Origin of the sequence: Pseudomonas sp. LPB4.O (assembly GCF_038383825.1) — a bacterium.
Classification (GTDB): domain Bacteria; phylum Pseudomonadota; class Gammaproteobacteria; order Pseudomonadales; family Pseudomonadaceae; genus Aquipseudomonas; species Aquipseudomonas putida.
Map to the genome: position 1 here is coordinate 53,116 of NZ_CP151298.1, position 17,036 is coordinate 70,151.

The 17,036-nt window shown below is 62.7% G+C and carries 17 protein-coding genes; 11 read left to right on the top strand and 6 right to left on the bottom strand.

Annotation, left to right across the window (positions count from 1 at the left end):
* Positions 1 to 75 precede the first annotated feature (75 nt).
* Positions 76 to 1,608, top strand: coding sequence for a SulP family inorganic anion transporter (locus tag MRBLPB4O_RS00270; RefSeq protein ID WP_341797207.1), 1,533 nt, complete (start codon positions 76 to 78; stop codon positions 1,606 to 1,608).
* A gap of 69 nt (positions 1,609 to 1,677) precedes the next feature.
* On the opposite strand, the gene MRBLPB4O_RS00275 is transcribed toward MRBLPB4O_RS00270, so the two are convergent.
* Positions 1,678 to 2,319 (bottom strand): hypothetical protein, encoded by a 642-nt coding sequence (locus MRBLPB4O_RS00275; protein ID WP_341797208.1) that lies wholly within the window; start codon positions 2,317 to 2,319, stop codon positions 1,678 to 1,680.
* 368 nt (positions 2,320 to 2,687) lie between these two features.
* On the opposite strand from MRBLPB4O_RS00275, the gene coxB reads away from it, so the two are divergent.
* From coxB to MRBLPB4O_RS00295, 4 genes are read left to right on the top strand one after another with little or no spacing between them, the layout of a single operon-like run.
* Complete coding sequence (gene coxB / locus MRBLPB4O_RS00280; protein WP_016497402.1) at positions 2,688 to 3,815, top strand: cytochrome c oxidase subunit II; 1,128 nt, start codon at positions 2,688 to 2,690, stop codon at positions 3,813 to 3,815.
* Between the two features lie 43 nt (positions 3,816 to 3,858).
* Positions 3,859 to 5,448 carry a cytochrome c oxidase subunit I gene (gene ctaD / locus MRBLPB4O_RS00285; protein ID WP_341797209.1) on the top strand — a complete coding sequence of 530 codons (1,590 nt, stop codon included), beginning with the start codon at positions 3,859 to 3,861 and terminating at the stop codon, positions 5,446 to 5,448.
* 9 nt (positions 5,449 to 5,457) lie between these two features.
* Positions 5,458 to 6,024 carry a cytochrome c oxidase assembly protein gene (locus tag MRBLPB4O_RS00290; protein ID WP_341797210.1) on the top strand — a complete coding sequence of 189 codons (567 nt, stop codon included), beginning with the start codon at positions 5,458 to 5,460 and terminating at the stop codon, positions 6,022 to 6,024.
* 16 nt (positions 6,025 to 6,040) lie between these two features.
* The gene (locus tag MRBLPB4O_RS00295) at positions 6,041 to 6,928 is read left to right on the top strand and encodes a cytochrome c oxidase subunit 3 (RefSeq protein ID WP_341797211.1); all 888 of its coding nucleotides are present in this window, start codon (positions 6,041 to 6,043) and stop codon (positions 6,926 to 6,928) included.
* A gap of 29 nt (positions 6,929 to 6,957) precedes the next feature.
* On the opposite strand, the gene MRBLPB4O_RS00300 is transcribed toward MRBLPB4O_RS00295, so the two are convergent.
* Positions 6,958 to 7,161, bottom strand: a complete 204-nt coding sequence (locus MRBLPB4O_RS00300; RefSeq protein WP_016484259.1) for a twin transmembrane helix small protein — start codon at positions 7,159 to 7,161, stop codon at positions 6,958 to 6,960.
* Positions 7,162 to 7,212: 51 nt separating this feature from the next.
* Between MRBLPB4O_RS00300 and MRBLPB4O_RS00305 the strand changes: the two genes are divergently transcribed.
* From MRBLPB4O_RS00305 to MRBLPB4O_RS00325, 5 genes are read left to right on the top strand one after another with little or no spacing between them, the layout of a single operon-like run.
* A complete protein-coding gene (locus MRBLPB4O_RS00305) occupies positions 7,213 to 7,950 on the top strand; it encodes an SURF1 family protein (protein ID WP_341797212.1) in 738 nt (245 codons plus the stop codon).
* Entirely contained in the window at positions 7,919 to 8,500 is a 582-nt protein-coding gene (locus tag MRBLPB4O_RS00310) for a hypothetical protein (protein ID WP_341797213.1), read from the top strand. Before MRBLPB4O_RS00305 ends, MRBLPB4O_RS00310 begins: the two co-directional genes overlap by 32 nt.
* Before the next feature lie 9 nt (positions 8,501 to 8,509).
* A complete protein-coding gene (locus MRBLPB4O_RS00315) occupies positions 8,510 to 9,589 on the top strand; it encodes a COX15/CtaA family protein (RefSeq protein WP_341797214.1) in 1,080 nt (359 codons plus the stop codon).
* Positions 9,574 to 10,467 (top strand): heme o synthase, encoded by an 894-nt coding sequence (cyoE, locus tag MRBLPB4O_RS00320; RefSeq protein WP_234226116.1) that lies wholly within the window; start codon positions 9,574 to 9,576, stop codon positions 10,465 to 10,467. Before MRBLPB4O_RS00315 ends, cyoE begins: the two co-directional genes overlap by 16 nt.
* Entirely contained in the window at positions 10,464 to 11,096 is a 633-nt protein-coding gene (locus MRBLPB4O_RS00325) for an SCO family protein (protein ID WP_341797215.1), read from the top strand. The genes cyoE and MRBLPB4O_RS00325 overlap by 4 nt, the downstream gene beginning before the upstream one ends.
* Positions 11,097 to 11,217: 121 nt before the next feature.
* Here MRBLPB4O_RS00325 and MRBLPB4O_RS00330 read toward each other — a convergent pair whose 3' ends face one another.
* From MRBLPB4O_RS00330 to MRBLPB4O_RS00340, 3 genes are all read right to left on the bottom strand, one after another.
* The gene (locus MRBLPB4O_RS00330) at positions 11,218 to 11,988 is read right to left on the bottom strand and encodes a MetQ/NlpA family ABC transporter substrate-binding protein (RefSeq protein ID WP_016497410.1); all 771 of its coding nucleotides are present in this window, start codon (positions 11,986 to 11,988) and stop codon (positions 11,218 to 11,220) included.
* Between the two features lie 64 nt (positions 11,989 to 12,052).
* A complete protein-coding gene (locus MRBLPB4O_RS00335; protein WP_012269918.1) occupies positions 12,053 to 12,724 on the bottom strand; it encodes a methionine ABC transporter permease in 672 nt (223 codons plus the stop codon).
* Complete coding sequence (locus MRBLPB4O_RS00340; RefSeq protein WP_341797216.1) at positions 12,724 to 13,731, bottom strand: methionine ABC transporter ATP-binding protein; 1,008 nt, start codon at positions 13,729 to 13,731, stop codon at positions 12,724 to 12,726. Before MRBLPB4O_RS00340 ends, MRBLPB4O_RS00335 begins: the two co-directional genes overlap by 1 nt.
* A gap of 227 nt (positions 13,732 to 13,958) precedes the next feature.
* On the opposite strand from MRBLPB4O_RS00340, the gene katE reads away from it, so the two are divergent.
* On the top strand, positions 13,959 to 16,103 hold the full coding sequence (gene katE / locus MRBLPB4O_RS00345; RefSeq protein WP_341797217.1) for a catalase HPII: 2,145 nt from the start codon (positions 13,959 to 13,961) through the stop codon (positions 16,101 to 16,103).
* 111 nt (positions 16,104 to 16,214) lie between these two features.
* Here katE and MRBLPB4O_RS00350 read toward each other — a convergent pair whose 3' ends face one another.
* A complete protein-coding gene (locus MRBLPB4O_RS00350) occupies positions 16,215 to 16,922 on the bottom strand; it encodes a PA5502 family lipoprotein (RefSeq protein ID WP_341797218.1) in 708 nt (235 codons plus the stop codon).
* Positions 16,923 to 17,036: the final 114 nt, after the last annotated feature.

The following is a 17,036-nucleotide window of genomic DNA, read 5'->3' on the forward strand; positions in this document are numbered from 1 at the left end:
CGCTTGCGCGCTCGTCAGGGGCAAACGTGCCCACGGCCAGAGGAATGGCCGTGCGACAGAGAAAGGAGAAACACGGTGAACATTACACAGTTGAAAGCGGCCCTGCCGCGTGAGTTGCTGGCGTCGGTGGTGGTCTTTCTAGTGGCCCTGCCGTTGTGCATGGGTATCGCGATTGCCTCGGGCATGCCGCCGGCCAAGGGCCTGATTACCGGCATTATCGGCGGCATTGTGGTGGGTTTCCTCGCCGGTTCGCCGTTGCAGGTCAGCGGCCCAGCCGCCGGCCTGGCGGTACTGGTGTTCGAGCTGGTGCGCCAGCATGGCATGGCCATGCTTGGGCCGATCCTGTTGCTGGCCGGGCTGCTGCAGTTGCTGGCCGGGCGCCTGCGCCTGGGTTGCTGGTTTCGTGTCACTGCGCCAGCGGTGGTGTACGGCATGTTGGCGGGGATTGGCGTGCTGATCGTGTTGTCGCAGGTGCATGTGATGTTCGACACGGCGCCGCAGCCTTCCGGGTTGCAGAACCTGCTGGAATTCCCGTCCACCGTTGCCGCAGCCCTGCCACAGGAAAACGCAGGTTCAGGCTGGATGGCCGGTGCGCTGGGCCTGGGCACCATCGCCATCATGTGGGGCTGGGAACGCCTGCGGCCGCAGCGGCTGCGCTTCGTCCCTGGCGCCCTGCTGGGTGTTGCCGCCATGACTGCCATCAGTATGTGGCTGGCCTTGCCGGTAAACCGCGTGCAGGTGCCGGCAGACCTGTCCGAGGCCATCGACTGGCTCCGCCCGGCTGACCTGATGCAACTTGCCGACCCTACCTTGCTGGTCGCCGCCTTTGCCCTGGCCTTCATCGCCAGCGCCGAAACCTTGCTCTCGGCCGCGGCGGTAGACCGCATGCACAGCGGCCAGCGTTCGGACTTTGACCGTGAACTGTCGGCACAAGGTATCGGCAACATGCTCTGTGGCGTGCTGGGCGCGCTGCCGATGACGGGCGTGATCGTGCGCAGCTCGGCCAATGTGCAGGCGGGGGCGCAGACGCGGGCATCGGCAATCTTCCACGGCTTGTGGCTGTTGGCCTTCGTGGTCGTGTTGAGCAGCGTGCTGCAGCAGATTCCGGTGGCGAGCCTGGCGGGTGTGCTGGTGTTTACCGGGGTCAAGCTGGTCGACTTCAAGGCATTTCGTGGCCTGGGCCGTTATGGTCGCATGCCGATGTTCACCTATGCGGCGACGGCGCTGGCCATCATCTTCACCGACCTGCTGACCGGTGTGCTGCTGGGCTTTGCCCTGACCCTGCTGAAGCTGGCGTTCAAGGCAGCGCGGCTGAAGATCAACCTGGTGAGCCTGGAGAAGGCCGGGCACATGGAGCTGCGGTTAAGTGGTGCGGCGACGTTCCTGAAGGTGCCGGCGCTGACCCAAGTGCTGGATACCGTACCGGCGGGCACCACGTTGCATGTGCCGTTGGGCAACCTGAACTACATCGACCACTCGTGCCTTGAGCTGCTGGAGGACTGGAACCGCAGTAATGCGGCCAATGGGTCGCGGTTGTTGATCGAGCAGCGGCGTCTGAAGCGGCGGATCGAGGGGCGGTTGAGGACTACGGCAGGGGTTGGTGCATAGCGCCGGAGTCTCTGTTGCCTGATCCGGCCTCTTCGCGGGCGAGCCCGCGAAGAGGCCGGTACAGGAATATCAGGCTGGCTGACCCAGCTCCACACCCAGCTGTCGCGACAGGCAAGGCCAGCGCTTCCATGCCTCGCCGGTTGCCGGGCTGCTCAGCTTTTCGCGGTAATCCTCCACCGATTCCACCGCAAAGCTTTCGTCATTGAGCATTTCGTCAACCGAGTGGTGCACCACTTCATCCAGCTGGTTGGCAAAGCTTTCGCCAATCAGCTGGTGGGCAATCAGGTTGGCGACCGTGGTGTCGACCGGGATCAGCGGCTGCTGGAAGTGGCGGATGTACAGGTCATTCACCTCTTCCACCAGGCGGTGCGCCAGGTAGGCCTCATCCAGTAGGCAGTCCAGGCCTACATGCCCTTGCATCACGCTGGGCGGCTGCAGGAAGTAGGCCTCGGCAATTTTCAGTACAGGTTTGATCTGCGATTCGATCCCGGCTTCGCGGGCGACCGCGTGGGCGGCCTCCAGCAGTTCCGGAACCTGATCGATGTAGGCGCTGACGAAGCGCGCCAAAGTACCCTGGGCGTCCTGCTCAGGCAGTTGGATCGAGGGGTGCAGATGGGGCAGTTGCAGCTCGAGACGCTGTTTCAATTGGCCGGTCTGGCCTTCATGTTGATGGGCTTGGCTTACCTGCTCGCGTACAGCAGCGATGTTCATGACAACTCCAGGGACATTACGTTTCAAACGGAAGACACTAAATTAGCTCGGTATACAGAATACCTAAGACGCATTTGTTATAAGCGGCGAAAACGTGTGCGCTCTCAGGCATATGGGAGTGCCATTATTGCGCCACACCCTATCAAGCGCGCGGTTTTCAGACCATTCAGTCATTTCGTGAAGTTCATTTCACAGGCTTCATTGCGTGCCATTGGTCGCTGTCTATACTCCCGTTGAACGTGATTCGTTGATGAGGCCCGACTGCTTTTGCAGGGGCTCGGTCGTCGAAGCCAGGCAGTCTTGACCGCCGTTCCCTCTTGCCGCAGGCCACGCCTCCGGGACAACAAGAATTAGAAGGGGAACCCGCAATGATGCGACATCCACATGTCTGGATGGGCCTCCTGTTGTGGTCGGTTTTTGGTCAGGCCAACGCCGCCTGGACCGTGAACATGCACCCGGGGGCGACGGAGGTTTCCAACGCCGTCTTCGACCTGCACATGACCATCTTCTGGATCTGCGTGATCATCGGCGTAGTTGTATTCGGCGCGATGTTCTGGTCCATGGTCGTCCACCGCCGCTCCACTGGCCAGCAGGCCGCGCATTTCCACGAGCATACCTGGGTGGAAATCATGTGGACCGTGGTGCCCTTCCTGATTCTGGTGGTGATGGCCATCCCGGCCACCAAGACCCTGATCGACATCTACGACGCCAGCGAGTCGGACATCGACATCCAGGTCACTGGCTACCAGTGGAAGTGGCACTACAAATACCTGGGCCAGGATGTGGAGTTCTTCAGCAACCTGGCCACCCCCACCGATCAGATTCACAACAAGGCCCCCAAGGACGAGCATTACCTGCTCGAAGTCGACCAGCCGCTGGTGCTGCCGGTGGGCGCCAAGGTGCGCTTCCTGGTGACTGCCGCCGACGTCATCCACTCCTGGTGGGTGCCGGCCTTCGCGGTCAAGCGCGACGCCATCCCCGGCTTTGTCAACGAAGCCTGGACCCGTATCGAAAAGCCCGGCATCTACCGCGGCCAGTGCACCGAGCTGTGCGGCAAGGACCACGGCTTCATGCCGGTGGTGGTGGAGGTCAAGTCCAAGGCCGACTACGACACCTGGCTGGGCGAGCGCAAGGCTGAAGCCGCCAAGCTCAAGGAACTGACCAGCAAGGAGTGGACCCTGGAAGAGCTGGTGGAACGTGGAGACAAGGTCTACCACACCACCTGCGTGGCCTGTCACCAGGCCGAAGGCCAAGGCCTGCCGCCGATGTTCCCGGCGCTCAAGGGCTCGAAGATCGCCACCGGGCCGAAGGAAGGCCACCTGAGCATTGTCTTCCACGGCAAGCCCGGCACCGCCATGGCGGCGTTCGGCAAGCAGCTCTCGGAAGTCGACATTGCCGCCGTTGTCACCTACGAACGCAACGCCTGGGGTAACAACAAGGGCGACATGGTCACGCCGAAGGACGTGCTGGCGCTGAAGCAGGCAGAAGCCAAGTGAACCGGGTTACTCGCGGCAATCAATGGGTTGCAGGAGACAGGACATGAGCACAGTGATCGACGACCACGCCCACGGCCATGAGCACGCCCACGGCCCGGCCAAGGGCCTGATGCGCTGGGTACTGACCACCAACCATAAAGACATCGGCACGATGTACCTGTGGTTCAGCTTCATCATGTTCCTGCTTGGCGGCTCGTTCGCCATGGTGATCCGCGCCGAGCTGTTCCAGCCTGGCCTGCAGATCGTGGAGCCAGCCTTCTTCAACCAGATGACCACCATGCACGGCCTGATCATGGTGTTTGGCGCGGTGATGCCGGCCTTCGTCGGCCTGGCCAACTGGATGATCCCGTTGATGATCGGCGCGCCAGACATGGCCCTGCCGCGCATGAACAACTTCAGCTTCTGGCTCCTGCCGGCAGCCTTCCTGCTGTTGGTCTCGACCCTGTTCAGCCCGGGTGGCGGGCCGAACTTCGGCTGGACCTTCTACGCCCCGCTGTCCACCACCTACGCCCCCGCCAGCGTCACCTTCTTCATCTTCGCCATCCACCTGATGGGTATCAGCTCGATCATGGGCGCGATCAACGTGATTGCCACCATCCTCAACCTGCGTGCGCCTGGCATGACCCTGATGAAGATGCCGCTGTTCGTCTGGACCTGGCTGATTACCGCGTTCCTGCTGATTGCGGTGATGCCGGTGCTGGCCGGTGTGGTGACCATGATGCTGATGGACATTCACTTCGGCACCAGTTTCTTCAGCGCGGCCGGTGGCGGTGACCCGGTGCTGTTCCAGCACGTGTTCTGGTTCTTCGGCCACCCCGAGGTGTACATCATGATCCTGCCGGCGTTCGGCGCGGTCAGCTCGATCATCCCGGCGTTCTCGCGCAAGCCGTTGTTCGGCTACACCTCGATGGTGTATGCCACCGGCGCAATTGCCTTCCTGTCGTTCATCGTCTGGGCCCACCACATGTTCGTGGTCGGCATCCCGGTGGTGGGCGAGCTGTTCTTCATGTACGCCACCATGCTGATTGCCGTGCCCACCGGGGTGAAGGTGTTCAACTGGGTCAGCACCATGTGGGAAGGCTCGCTCACCTTTGAAACGCCGATGCTTTTCGCCATCGCCTTCGTCATCCTGTTCACCATCGGCGGCTTCTCCGGGCTGATGCTGGCCATCGCCCCGGCGGACTTCCAGTACCACGACACCTACTTCGTGGTGGCGCACTTCCACTACGTGCTGGTGCCCGGGGCAATCTTCGGCATCTTCGCCTCGGCGTACTACTGGCTACCGAAATGGACCGGCCACATGTACGACGAAACCCTTGGCAAGCTGCACTTCTGGCTGTCGTTCATCGGCATGAACATGGCCTTTTTCCCCATGCACTTCGTGGGGCTGGCAGGCATGCCGCGACGCATCCCCGACTACAACCTGCAGTTCGCCGACTTCAACATGGTGTCGTCGATCGGAGCCTTCATGTTCGGCGCCACGCAGATCTTCTTCCTGTTCATCGTCATCAAGTGCATCCGCGGCGGGGCGCCGGCACCGGCCAAGCCTTGGGATGGCGCTGAGGGCCTGGAATGGTCGGTCCCCTCGCCTGCTCCCTACCACACCTTCCAGACACCACCGGAAGTGAAATAGGAACCCGCCATGAACGGCCTGTCGCTGAAACGCCTGGTAACGCGCCTGCTGATGCTGACGGTAGTGATGTTCGCCTTCGGCTTCGCCCTGGTGCCGATCTATGACGTGATGTGCAAGGCCTTCGGCATCAACGGCAAGACCGGCGGGCAATACGAGGGCAGCCAGGTCAGCGACCCGTCGCGTTCGGTGCGCGTGCAGTTCATGTCGACCAATGCCAGCGACATGGTCTGGGACTTCTACTCCACGGCTGACCAACTGGAGGTCAACCCGGGGGCGGTGAACCAGATGATCTTCGTCGCGCACAACCCGACCGACCGACCCATGAGCGCGCAGGCGATACCCAGCATCACCCCGGCCGAGGCCGCGGCGTACTTCCACAAGACCGAGTGCTTCTGCTTTACCCAGCAGGTGCTGCAGCCCGGCGAACGCATCGAGATGCCGGTGCGCTTCATCGTCGACCGCGACCTGCCGGCCAGCGTGAAGCACCTGACACTGGCCTACACCTTGTTCGACATCACCGCTCGCCACCCGCCGGTCGCGCATGTTGCGGCCCGGGACGTCCAGGGCGCCCGTTAAGGGAAGGAGAACAGCAATGGCAAGTCATCAGCACTACTACGTACCGGCGCAGAGCAAATGGCCGATCATTGCCACCATCGGTATGTTCATCACGGTGTTCGGCCTGGGCACCTGGTTCAACGACATGAAGGCCGGGCACCCAGACTCTCACGGGCCGCTGATCTTCTTCGTGGGTGCGTTGTTTCTGGCCTACATGCTGTTCGGCTGGTTTGGCGCAGTGGTCAAGGAGAGCCGAGCCGGGTTGTACAGCCCGCAGCTGGACCGCTCGTTCCGCTGGGGCATGAGCTGGTTCATCTTCTCTGAAGTCATGTTCTTCCTGGCCTTCTTCGGTGCACTGTTCTACGTGCGCGTGCTTGCGGGGCCGTGGCTGGGGGGGGAAGGGGCTAAAGGTGTTGCGCACATGCTGTGGCCGACTTTCGAATTCACCTGGCCGCTGCTGCACACGCCCGACCCGAAACTGTTCCCGCCGCCCAAGGAAGTGATCGACCCGTGGCACCTGCCACTGATCAACACGATCTTGCTGGTCAGTTCCAGTGTGACCATCACCATTGCCCACCACGCCCTGCGCCGTGATCACCGTGGCCCGCTGAAATTCTGGATGGCGCTGACCATCCTGCTGGGCGTCAGCTTCATTGCATTGCAAGCCTTCGAGTATCACGAAGCCTATACCAAGCTGGGGCTGACGCTGGGGTCGGGGATCTATGGCGCGACGTTCTTCATGCTCACCGGCTTCCACGGCGCCCACGTTACCTTGGGCACGATCATCCTGATCGTGATGTTCGTGCGCATCTTGCGCGGGCATTTCAACCACGAGAAACACTTCGGCTTCGAGGCAGCCAGCTGGTATTGGCACTTCGTCGACGTGGTGTGGGTGGGGTTGTTCATCTTTGTGTATGTGCTGTAGGGCCAATCGCCGGCAAAAAGAGTGCAGTTTCAGAAGGGGGCATGTGAAACCAGCTGACCGCTGAGCAAACCCCAGGCGACCAGGGCAATGGTCAGGGCCGCCAGGGTCACCCGCACGGTCAGAGCCTTCAGCAGACGAGTCGAGTTTTCGTCGTCCTTGACCAGAAACACCAGGCCACTGAACAGGCTGGCAATCGTGGCCAACAGCATCAGGACAATCGCGGCCTTGAGCATGGCGCTACTCCGGGGGGATGCGGTGATGTGGATAAGTATAGCGAGGCGCCCGTGAGGCCGTTTCGCCCAGGCTGGGTACCGACCCTGGTGGTGCTTGCACTGCTGCCGGGGCTGGTTGCGCTCGGCTGCTGGCAACTCGGCCGCGCCGAGGAAAAGCGCGCGCTGCTGGCCACCTATGCCGAGCGGCGCATCGAGGTGCCGATCACCACCGCCCAGCTCGCATCAAGCGACGACAATGCGTTTCGCCGCGTGCACCTGTACGGCCGCTTCGACGCCGAGCACAGCGTATTGCTGGACAACCGCATGCGCGATGGCCAGGCCGGTGTCGAACTCCTGCAACCCTTCCATGACCAGGCCAGTGGCCAGTGGCTGCTGATCAACCGCGGCTGGCTGCCATGGCCAGACCGCCGCGTGCCGGTGCATTTCGATACCCCTGCACAGGCCCTGGCACTGGACGCTTCGGTGTATGTATCGCCCGGCAGCACGTTCCAGCTGCATCCCGACCCTGAAGGCGGCCAATGGCCGCACCTGCTCACTGCCGTTGATGCCGCGCAGCTATGGCCGGCGCTGGGCCGCGAAGGCTTTGCCCATGAGTTGCGCCTGGAGCCCGGCCCGGCGGCCTATCGCCTGGACTGGCCGGTTGTCGCCATGGGCCCGGAAAAACACCTGGGCTATGCCGTGCAGTGGTTTGCCCTGGCGGGTGCACTGGTTCTGCTTTACCTCTATTTCGGCTGGCACCACAACAAGGAGAAACGCCATGGCCACCGCCACTCCACTGGACGTGCCTGAACGTAGCAAACCCAGAGCCCGCGGGCGTTTGCAGCTTTTGCTGATCCTGCTGGTAGTGCTCGGGCCGATGATTTTGGCCACCAGCATGTACAAGCTGAAGTTTTGGGTGCCAGAGGGCCGCAGTTACCACGGAGCCATGATCGGCAATGGTGAAAGCCGCATCGATATCGGCGTGGCAGGCCAGGACCAGCGTTGGCAGTTGCTGGTCAGTGCGCCCGAAGCCTGTACCGAGGACTGCCAGCGCCTGGTGTACCTGGCCCGGCAAATCCAGGTTGGCCTGGGCCGCGATGCCAGCCGCGCAAGCCATGCGCTGGCCACCGCCCAACCGCTGAGCGCCGACTACCAGGCACTCCTTGGTCGCGAGTACCCGCAGCTGCAACGCTACCCGCTGGATACCCCGCGCTACCGGCAGAAGGTAGGCGAGCCTGGCCCGCAACTGTGGATCGTCGACCCGCACGGCAACCTGGTGCTGCGTTACGACAGCAAGGCCAACGGCAAGCATGTGCTGGATGACCTGCGCCACCTGCTCAAGCTGTCCAACATCGGTTAGGAGCCTGACATGGCCAGACCTGGATTCCGCATTGCTGTGTTCGCCACCCTGCTTGCACTGCTGGTCGTCCTGCTCGGTGCCTATACCCGCCTGACCCATGCCGGCCTCGGCTGCCCCGACTGGCCAGGGTGCTATGGCTTCATCAGCGTGCCCAAGAGCGAGGCCCAGCTCGCCCATGCCGAGCTGCACTTCCCCGATCACCCGGTGGAAGAAGCCAAGGGCTGGGCGGAAATGGTCCATCGCTATTTCGCCGGTACCTTGGCCATGGTGATTGCCCTGCTCGCCTTCCAGGCGCTGCGTCGGCATGCCCGCGATGGCCAGCCTTACCGCTTGCCGGTGCTGTTGCTGGGTGTGGTGCTGGCCCAGGCGGCTTTCGGCATGTGGACGGTCACCCTGAAGCTGTGGCCGCAGGTGGTCACGGCGCATTTGCTGGGCGGCTTCACCACCCTGAGCTTGCTATTCCTGTTGTCACTGCGTCTATCCCGGGCCTTTGCGCCCTTGCCGAAACTGCCACTGAGCCTGCGGCGGATCGCTGCGCTGGCGCTGTTGGTGGTGGTCGGCCAGATCGCCCTGGGCGGCTGGGTCAGTGCCAACTATGCAGCGGTCGCCTGCATCGACCTGCCCACCTGTCACGGCCAGTGGTGGCCAGCGGCGGACTTCAGCAATGGCTTCCACCTGACCCAGCACGTCGGCCCCAATTACCTGGGCGGGCAACTGGACAGTGATGCCCGCACGGCCATCCACATCAGCCACCGCCTGGGCGCGCTACTGGTCACCTGCGTGCTGCTGATGCTCAGTTGGAAGCTGTACCGCTGTGGCCTCCCCGGCCTGGCGCGGCTGGTGCTGCTGGCGCTGGCCCTGCAAGTGGGCCTGGGCATCAGCAACGTGGTATTCCACCTGCCGCTGGCGGTGGCTGTTGCGCACAATGCCGGCGGGGCGATGCTGCTGCTGAGCATGGTGCTGGTGAACTACCGCATTCGAGTGGTCGACAAGGTTCGCGTGGGTGTCGGCCAAGGTTGGCGCCTGCGTCCGGTGGCCGGCGTGGGCATTTCCCATCACATGAGGAACGACTCGTGGCGACGCTTCTGAGCGCACGACGGGCCAGCTGGCGCGATTACCTGGAGCTGACCAAGCCCAAGGTGGTGGTACTGATGCTGATCACGTCGCTGGCCGGCATGTTCCTGGCCACACGAGCGGGGGTCGGCTGGAGCGTGCTGCTGTTCGGCAACCTGGGCATCGGCCTGTGCGCTGGCGCTGCGGCGGTGGTGAACCATGTGGTGGACCGGCGCATCGATGCGCTGATGGCCCGCACTCACAAGCGGCCGCTGGCCCAAGGCCGGGTCGAGCCGCTACCGGCCTTGCTGTTTGCACTGGCGTTGGCGCTGCTGGGCATGGCCCTGCTGCTGGCGTTCACCAACGCCCTCACCGCCTGGCTGACCCTGGCTTCGCTGCTGGGTTATGCGGTGCTCTACACCGGCTTTCTCAAGCGTGCCACGCCACAGAACATCGTCATCGGCGGCCTGGCCGGCGCCGCCCCGCCGTTGCTCGGCTGGGTGGCGGTAAGCGGCCATGTCAGCGCCGAACCCTTGCTGCTGGTGCTGATCATTTTCGCCTGGACCCCGCCGCACTTCTGGGCGCTGGCCATCCACCGCAAGGAAGAGTACGCCAAGGCCGATATCCCGATGCTGCCGGTGACCCATGGCGAGCGCTACACCAAGCTGCATATTTTGCTGTACACCCTGATTCTGCTGGCGGTGAGCCTGCTGCCCTATGCCATCCACATGAGCGGCCCGCTGTACCTGGCTTGTGCCCTGGCCTTGGGGCTGCGCTTCCTGCAATGGGCCTGGGTGTTGTACCGTGGCAGCCGGCCGCACGCGGCGATCGGCACCTTCAAGTACTCTATCGGCTACCTGTTCGCGCTGTTCATCGCGTTGCTCCTCGACCACTACCTGTTGCTGAACCTATGACCCGAACCCAGAAAACCGTCTTCATCCTCGTCGCCCTGGTCGCGTTGATCCTGGGCCTTACCGTCAACAAGGTGCTCATTGGCCGCGACCAGCCCAACCCCGCCGAGCTGATCGACGCCGGCATTATCCTGCTGCCGCAGAGCCGCACCGTGGCCGACGTAACCATGACCAACCAGGACGGGCAGCCGGTACAGCTGGATGACCTGAAAGGCAAATGGTCGCTGTTGTTCTTCGGCTACACCTACTGCCCGGACATCTGCCCGACCACCCTGGCCCAGTTGCGCCAGGTGAAGAGCGAGCTGCCCAAGGAAGCCGTCGACCGGCTGCAGGTGGTGCTGGTGAGTGTGGACCCCAACCGCGATACGCCGAACCAGCTGAAGCAGTACCTGGGCTATTTCGACAAGGACTTTGTCGGGGTGGCGGGGTCGATCGAAGATACCCAGAAGCTGGCCAATGCCTTGAGCATTCCGTTCATTCCGGCGGATACCAGCAAACCGGGGTATACCGTGGATCACAGCGGCAACCTGGCGGTAGTCGGGCCGGATGGGCGTCAGCGCGGGTTCATTCGTGCGCCGTTCAACAACCAGAAGCTGGTGGCGCAGTTGCCCGGGCTTGTGAAGCGGGATTGAGATTTCGGGCCTGCTTTGCAGGCCTTTCGCGGCACAAGGCCGCTCCTAAGGGGTACGCGATCCCCTGTAGAAGCGGCCTTGTGCCGCGAAAGGGCCGCAAAGCGGCCCCAGGGGTTTCAGCTTAAAATGCCGGAACCACAGCGCCTTTGTACTTCTCGATGATGAACTGCTTCACCTCTGGCGAGTGCAGTGCAGCCGCCAGTTTCTTCATGTCTTCCGAATCCTTGTTGTCCGGGCGGGCAACAAGGATGTTCACGTAAGGCGAGTCGCTGCCTTCGATGGCCAGCGCGTCTTTTTCCGGGTTCAGCTTGGCTTCCAGCGCGTAGTTGGTGTTGATCAGGGCAGCATCGACCTGGGTCAGCACGCGCGGGATAGTGGCGGCTTCCAGCTCACGGAACTTCACGTTTTTCGGGTTCTCGGCAACATCCTTCACGGTGGACAGGATGTTCTTGTTGTCCTTGAGCTTGATCACGCCTGCCTTGTCCAGCAGCAGCAGGGCGCGGCCGCCGTTGGTGGCGTCGTTGGGGATGACCACGGTGGCGCCGGAGGACAGCTCGTCCAGCTTCTTGATCTTGGTCGAATACACGCCCAGCGGCTCGATGTGCACGCCGGCCACGCTGACCAGGTTGGTGCCCTTGGCCTTGTTGAACTCATCCAGGTACGGCTGGTGCTGGAAGAAGTTGGCGTCCAGGCGCTTTTCGGCAACCTGTACGTTCGGCTGGATGTAGTCGGTGAATTCCTTGACCTTCAGCTCCACGCCTTCTTTGGCCAACTGCGGTTTGACGAAGTTGAGGATTTCGGCGTGCGGCACCGGGGTGGCGGCAACGGTCAGGGTATCGGCGTGGGCCGAGAAGGCCGCAACAGCGGCAGCGACAGCAAGCAGCTTCTTCATTGATCACTCCTTGTGAGGGCCGCGACGGCCCCCGAACGGGTCGGCCAGGCCGACCCCATTGGGGTTACTTACGGGAAAAATGCACGACCAGTTTGTCGCCCACGCTCTGCAGTACTTGAACCAGTACCAGCAGCAGTACCACGGTCACTACCATCACATCGGTCTGGAAACGCTGGTAACCGAAGCGGATAGCCAGGTCGCCCAGACCACCGGCGCCCACCACACCGGCCATGGCGGTGTACGAAACCAGGGTGATGGCGGTGACGGTAATGGCCGCGAAGATACCCGGACGGGCCTCTGGCAGCAGCGCACTGGTGATGATCTGGCGGGTGGTGGCGCCCATCGACTGGGTAGCCTCGATGATGCCGCGGTCCACTTCACGCAGGGCGGTTTCCACCAGGCGGGCGAAGAACGGCGTGGCACCCACCACCAGCGGCGGGATGGCGCCGGCAACGCCCAGCGAGGTGCCGGTGATCAGTACGGTGAACGGGATCATCACGATCAGCAGGATGATGAACGGCAGCGAGCGCAGGATGTTGACCACCAGCGACAGCAACGCGTACACGCCCTTCTGCTCGAACATCTGCTTTGGCCCGCAGAGGAACAGCAGCACACCCAGTGGGAGGCCCAGCAGCACGGTGAAGAACAGCGAGCCGAACAGCATGATCATGGTGTCGATGGTGGCCAGCCAGATTTCGGCCCAGTCGACGTTGGCAAAGAAATTCAGGGCGTCCATCAACGCAGTACCTCCATATGTACGTCAGCTGCCTTGAAGCGGGCGAAGGCCGCTTCCATGTCACCGCCGATCAGGGCGAGGGTGAGCTGGCCATAGGGGACATCCTTGATGCGGTCGATACGCCCGGCGAGGATGCTGTAGTCCACACCGGTTTCGCGGGCCACGGTGCCCAGCAGCGGCGCGTATGTGGCGTCGCCCTGGAAGGTCAGGCGCACGATGCGGCCAGGTACGTGGGCAAAGTCGTCGCGCTGCTCGCCTTCGTCGACCTGCTCGTCTTCCTGGACAAAGCGCTTGGTGGTGGGGTGCTGCGGGTGCAGGAACACCTCGGCCACCGAGCCTTGCTCGACGATCTGGCCGGCGTCCATCACCGCCACACAGTCGCAGACACGGCGGATCACGTCCATTTCATGGGTGATCAGCACGATGGTCAGCTTCAGCTCACGGTTGATTTCGGCCAGCAGTTGCAGGACCGAGGCCGTGGTTTGCGGGTCGAGGGCACTGGTGGCCTCGTCGCACAGCAGGATCTTCGGGTTGGTGGACAGGGCGCGGGCGATGCCGACGCGCTGCTTCTGGCCGCCGGACAACTGCGCCGGGTACTTTTTGGCGTGGTCTTGCAGGCCGACACGGGCCAGTAGCTCGGTGACGCGCTTGTCGATTTCGCTGCGCGACAGCTCGCCGGCCAGGGTCAGTGGCAGGGCGACGTTGTCGGCGACGGTCTTGGAGGCCAGCAGGTTGAAGTGCTGGAAAATCATCCCGACCTGCTGACGGAAGCCGCGCAGCTGGCTGGCGTTGAACGCGGTGACGTCTTCGCCGTCGACGATGATCTTGCCGCCGGAGGGTTCTTCAAGGCGGTTGATCAGGCGCAGCATGGTGCTTTTGCCGGCGCCGGAATGGCCGATCAGGCCGAACACCTGGCCATCTTCGATGGTCAGGCTGGTCGGATTCAGTGCGGGGATTTCCCTACCGGCAACGCGGTAGGTCTTATGTACCTGTTGGAACTCGATCACGTAGCGAACCTTGTGGGGCGCATTGAAATTTGGGTCAGCGGTTAGCTGGGGTCGCGCATTTTAGCCTTTTCCCATAGCTGTTCTTAGCATTTATTTCGTAATGCACCAATCCTTCGGGCATATCGCGACAACCGGTAATCCTGATTGAACGCTCGGCAACGCCCTCCAGTCACTACTTGGACAAGCCCTGAACGGGCAAGCCTTAAGACTGATGAGGAGAGCCGATCATGCCCAGCAAGAAAACGGACGCGCCCAAGCAGAGTGAAGCCGCCGGCACCCAGACCCCTGACCGGGCCAATACCAATGCCAAGCTGCAGAGCCTGGAGGCCGACCGCAGCGATGCGACCGGGCATGCGCTGCGCACCAACCAAGGCGTACGCATCGCTGACAACCAGAACACCTTGAAGGCAGGTGATCGCGGGCCTTCGCTGCTTGAAGACTTCATCATGCGCGAGAAGATCACCCACTTTGACCATGAGCGGATCCCCGAGCGCATCGTGCACGCCCGCGGTACCGGGGCCCACGGGTTCTTCCAGAGCTATGGCAACCACGCGGAGCTGACCAAGGCCGGCTTCCTGCAGGACCCGGAAAAGATCACCCCGGTTTTCGTGCGCTTTTCCACGGTGCAGGGCCCACGCGGTTCTGGCGACACGGTGCGCGATGTGCGGGGCTTTGCCGTCAAGTTTTACACCGACGAAGGCAATTTCGACCTGGTCGGCAACAACATGCCGGTGTTTTTCATCCAGGATGCCATCAAGTTTCCCGATTTTGTCCACGCGGTAAAGCCAGAGCCACACAATGAGATACCTACCGGCGGCTCGGCGCATGACACCTTCTGGGATTTTGTCTCGCTGGTGCCGGAGTCGGCCCACATGGTCATGTGGGCCATGTCTGATCGCGCCATCCCCCGCAGCCTGCGAATGATGGAAGGCTTTGGCGTGCACACCTTCCGCCTGATCAATGCCGAGGGTGTGGCCAGCTTCGTCAAGTTTCACTGGAAGCCGAGCCAGGGCGTGCATTCGCTGCTGTGGGACGAAGCCCAGAAACTGGCGGGCAAGGACACCGACTTCCAGCGCCGTGACCTGTGGGAAGCCATTGAAACCGGCGACTACCCGGAATGGGAACTGGGCGTGCAGATTGTGCCGGAGGCTGACGAACACAAATTCGACTTCGACCTGCTGGACCCGACCAAGATCATTCCCGAAGAACTGGTACCCGTCACCCCGCTGGGCAAGATGGTGCTGAACCGCAACCCGGACAACTTCTTCGCCGAGGTCGAGCAGGTTGCCTTCTGCCCTGGCCATATCGTGCCGGGTATCGACTTCACCAATGACCCCCTCCTGCAGGGCCGGCTGTTCTCCTATACCGACACGCAACTGAGCCGGCTGGGCGGGCCGAACTTCCACCAGATCCCGATCAACCGCCCTGTGGCGCCCAACCACAACAACCAGCGCGACGCGTTGCACCAGCACACCGTGCACAGGGGCCGTGCCTCGTATGAGCCGAACTCCATCGACGGCGGCTGGCCGAAGGAAACGCCACCCGCAGCACTGGATGGCGGCTTCGAGAGCTTCCAGGAGCGCATCGATGCGCACAAGATTCGCCAGCGCAGCGAGTCGTTCGGCGACCATTTCTCGCAAGCGCGGTTGTTCTTCCAGAGCATGAGCCCGACAGAGCAACAACACATCATCAAGGCCTACAGCTTCGAGCTGGGCAAGGTCGAGCGCGAGGCCATTCGTGCCCGTGAGGTGAACGAAATCCTGGCCAACATCGATCTCAAGCTGGCTGCTGCGGTAGCCGCCAACCTGGGGTTGCCGGCACCCAAGGCGGGCACCGTTCAGGTGAAAGGCAGCAAGCTTGCCGAGTCCCCGGCATTGAGCCAGATGAACCACCCAGGGGTTGTGGGCATCAAGGGGCGCAAGATAGCTGTGCTGCTGGCCGATGGCGTGGATGCCGGCAGTGTCGACCGGCTGGTCAAGGCGCTTGAGGCGCACAGCGCGCGCATCATGCTGCTTGGGCCCACCTCGGCACCGGTCAAGGCTGCCGACGGCAAGGCACTGCCCGTGGATGCCTCGATGGAGGGCATGCCTTCGATCATGTTCGACGGGGTGCTGGTACCGGCCGGGAAGGCCGCGCTGGATGCGCTGGGGGCGAGTGGCCTGGCCAAGCATTTCCTGCTCGAGGCCTACAAGCACCTGAAGGCGATCGGCTTTGCCAAGGAGGGCAAGGTGCTGGTGGACGCGCTGGGCCTGAAGGAGGACAAGGGGCTGTTGCTGGGCGATGACCAGAAGACGCTGGACGCTTTCGTCAAAGCGGTCGAGGGGCACCGGGTGTGGGAGCGTGAAGCTGCTGCGGAGGCTGTACCGGCCTAAGGGGCTGCTTCGCACCCCATCGCGGCACAAGGCCGCTCCTACCGGAGATTGCATGCCCTGGTAGGAGCGGCCTTGTGTCGCGAAAAGGGGCGCGCAGCGCCGCCCGTGTTTTCAGCGCTGATGCGGTACCAGAACCACCTGCGCCGGCAGCGAGCGCTGAATCTCATGCTTCTGCTTCAGCTGGAACCCACTGTCGATCTTGCGCACGCGCTTCTCCAGCAAGTTCTTCAGCCACGGCGCATCGTCAGTGCGCGGCACCTGGAACACCACTTCGCAGTCATAGCTCACCACATCGGCGGCAATGTCATCGAGCTGGCGGCGCATGGCGCGGCTGTCAGTGGTCTTCAAGGCCACCACCGTGCTTGGCGCTGTCGGGTCGATGATGCGTGCCTTGGGCTTGGCTTCGGCGGCTTTCAAGGCAGCCTCTGCCTTCTCCAGCTCGGCCTTGCGTGCCTGGGACAGGGGATCGCCACCGGTCACTGCCGGGGCTTGCGGCATCAGTGCCCGGGCACGGGCCAGGGCGGTAGCGGCCGCATTCACATCACCCTTTTGCAGGACGATCTGGCTGCGTTGCAGGTAGGCTTCGGCCAACTGACGCTGGTATTGCTCCAGGCGCGCGTCGTCAGGCGACTGCGCTTGCAGGGCTGCCAGCTGGTCTTCGGCGGTGGCCAGCTCGTTGCTGGCGATGTCTTGTTGCAACTGCTGCCAGGCATCGGCTTGGGCAGGTGCGGGGGCCTGTTCGACCGGCGCGCTGGAGCAGGCAGCCAGGAGCAGGGAAAACGCGGCAACAAGCAGATAACGGGAGGCGAACGGCTTCATTCCTGCGACTCTCTATTTGCGCAAAAAACGAGCAAGTCTACACCCAGGTGCGCACGCTCGAAAACAGGTCTTACAGACCCTTTACCCGGCAAAAGGTTGCAAGGCGTGCCTTCA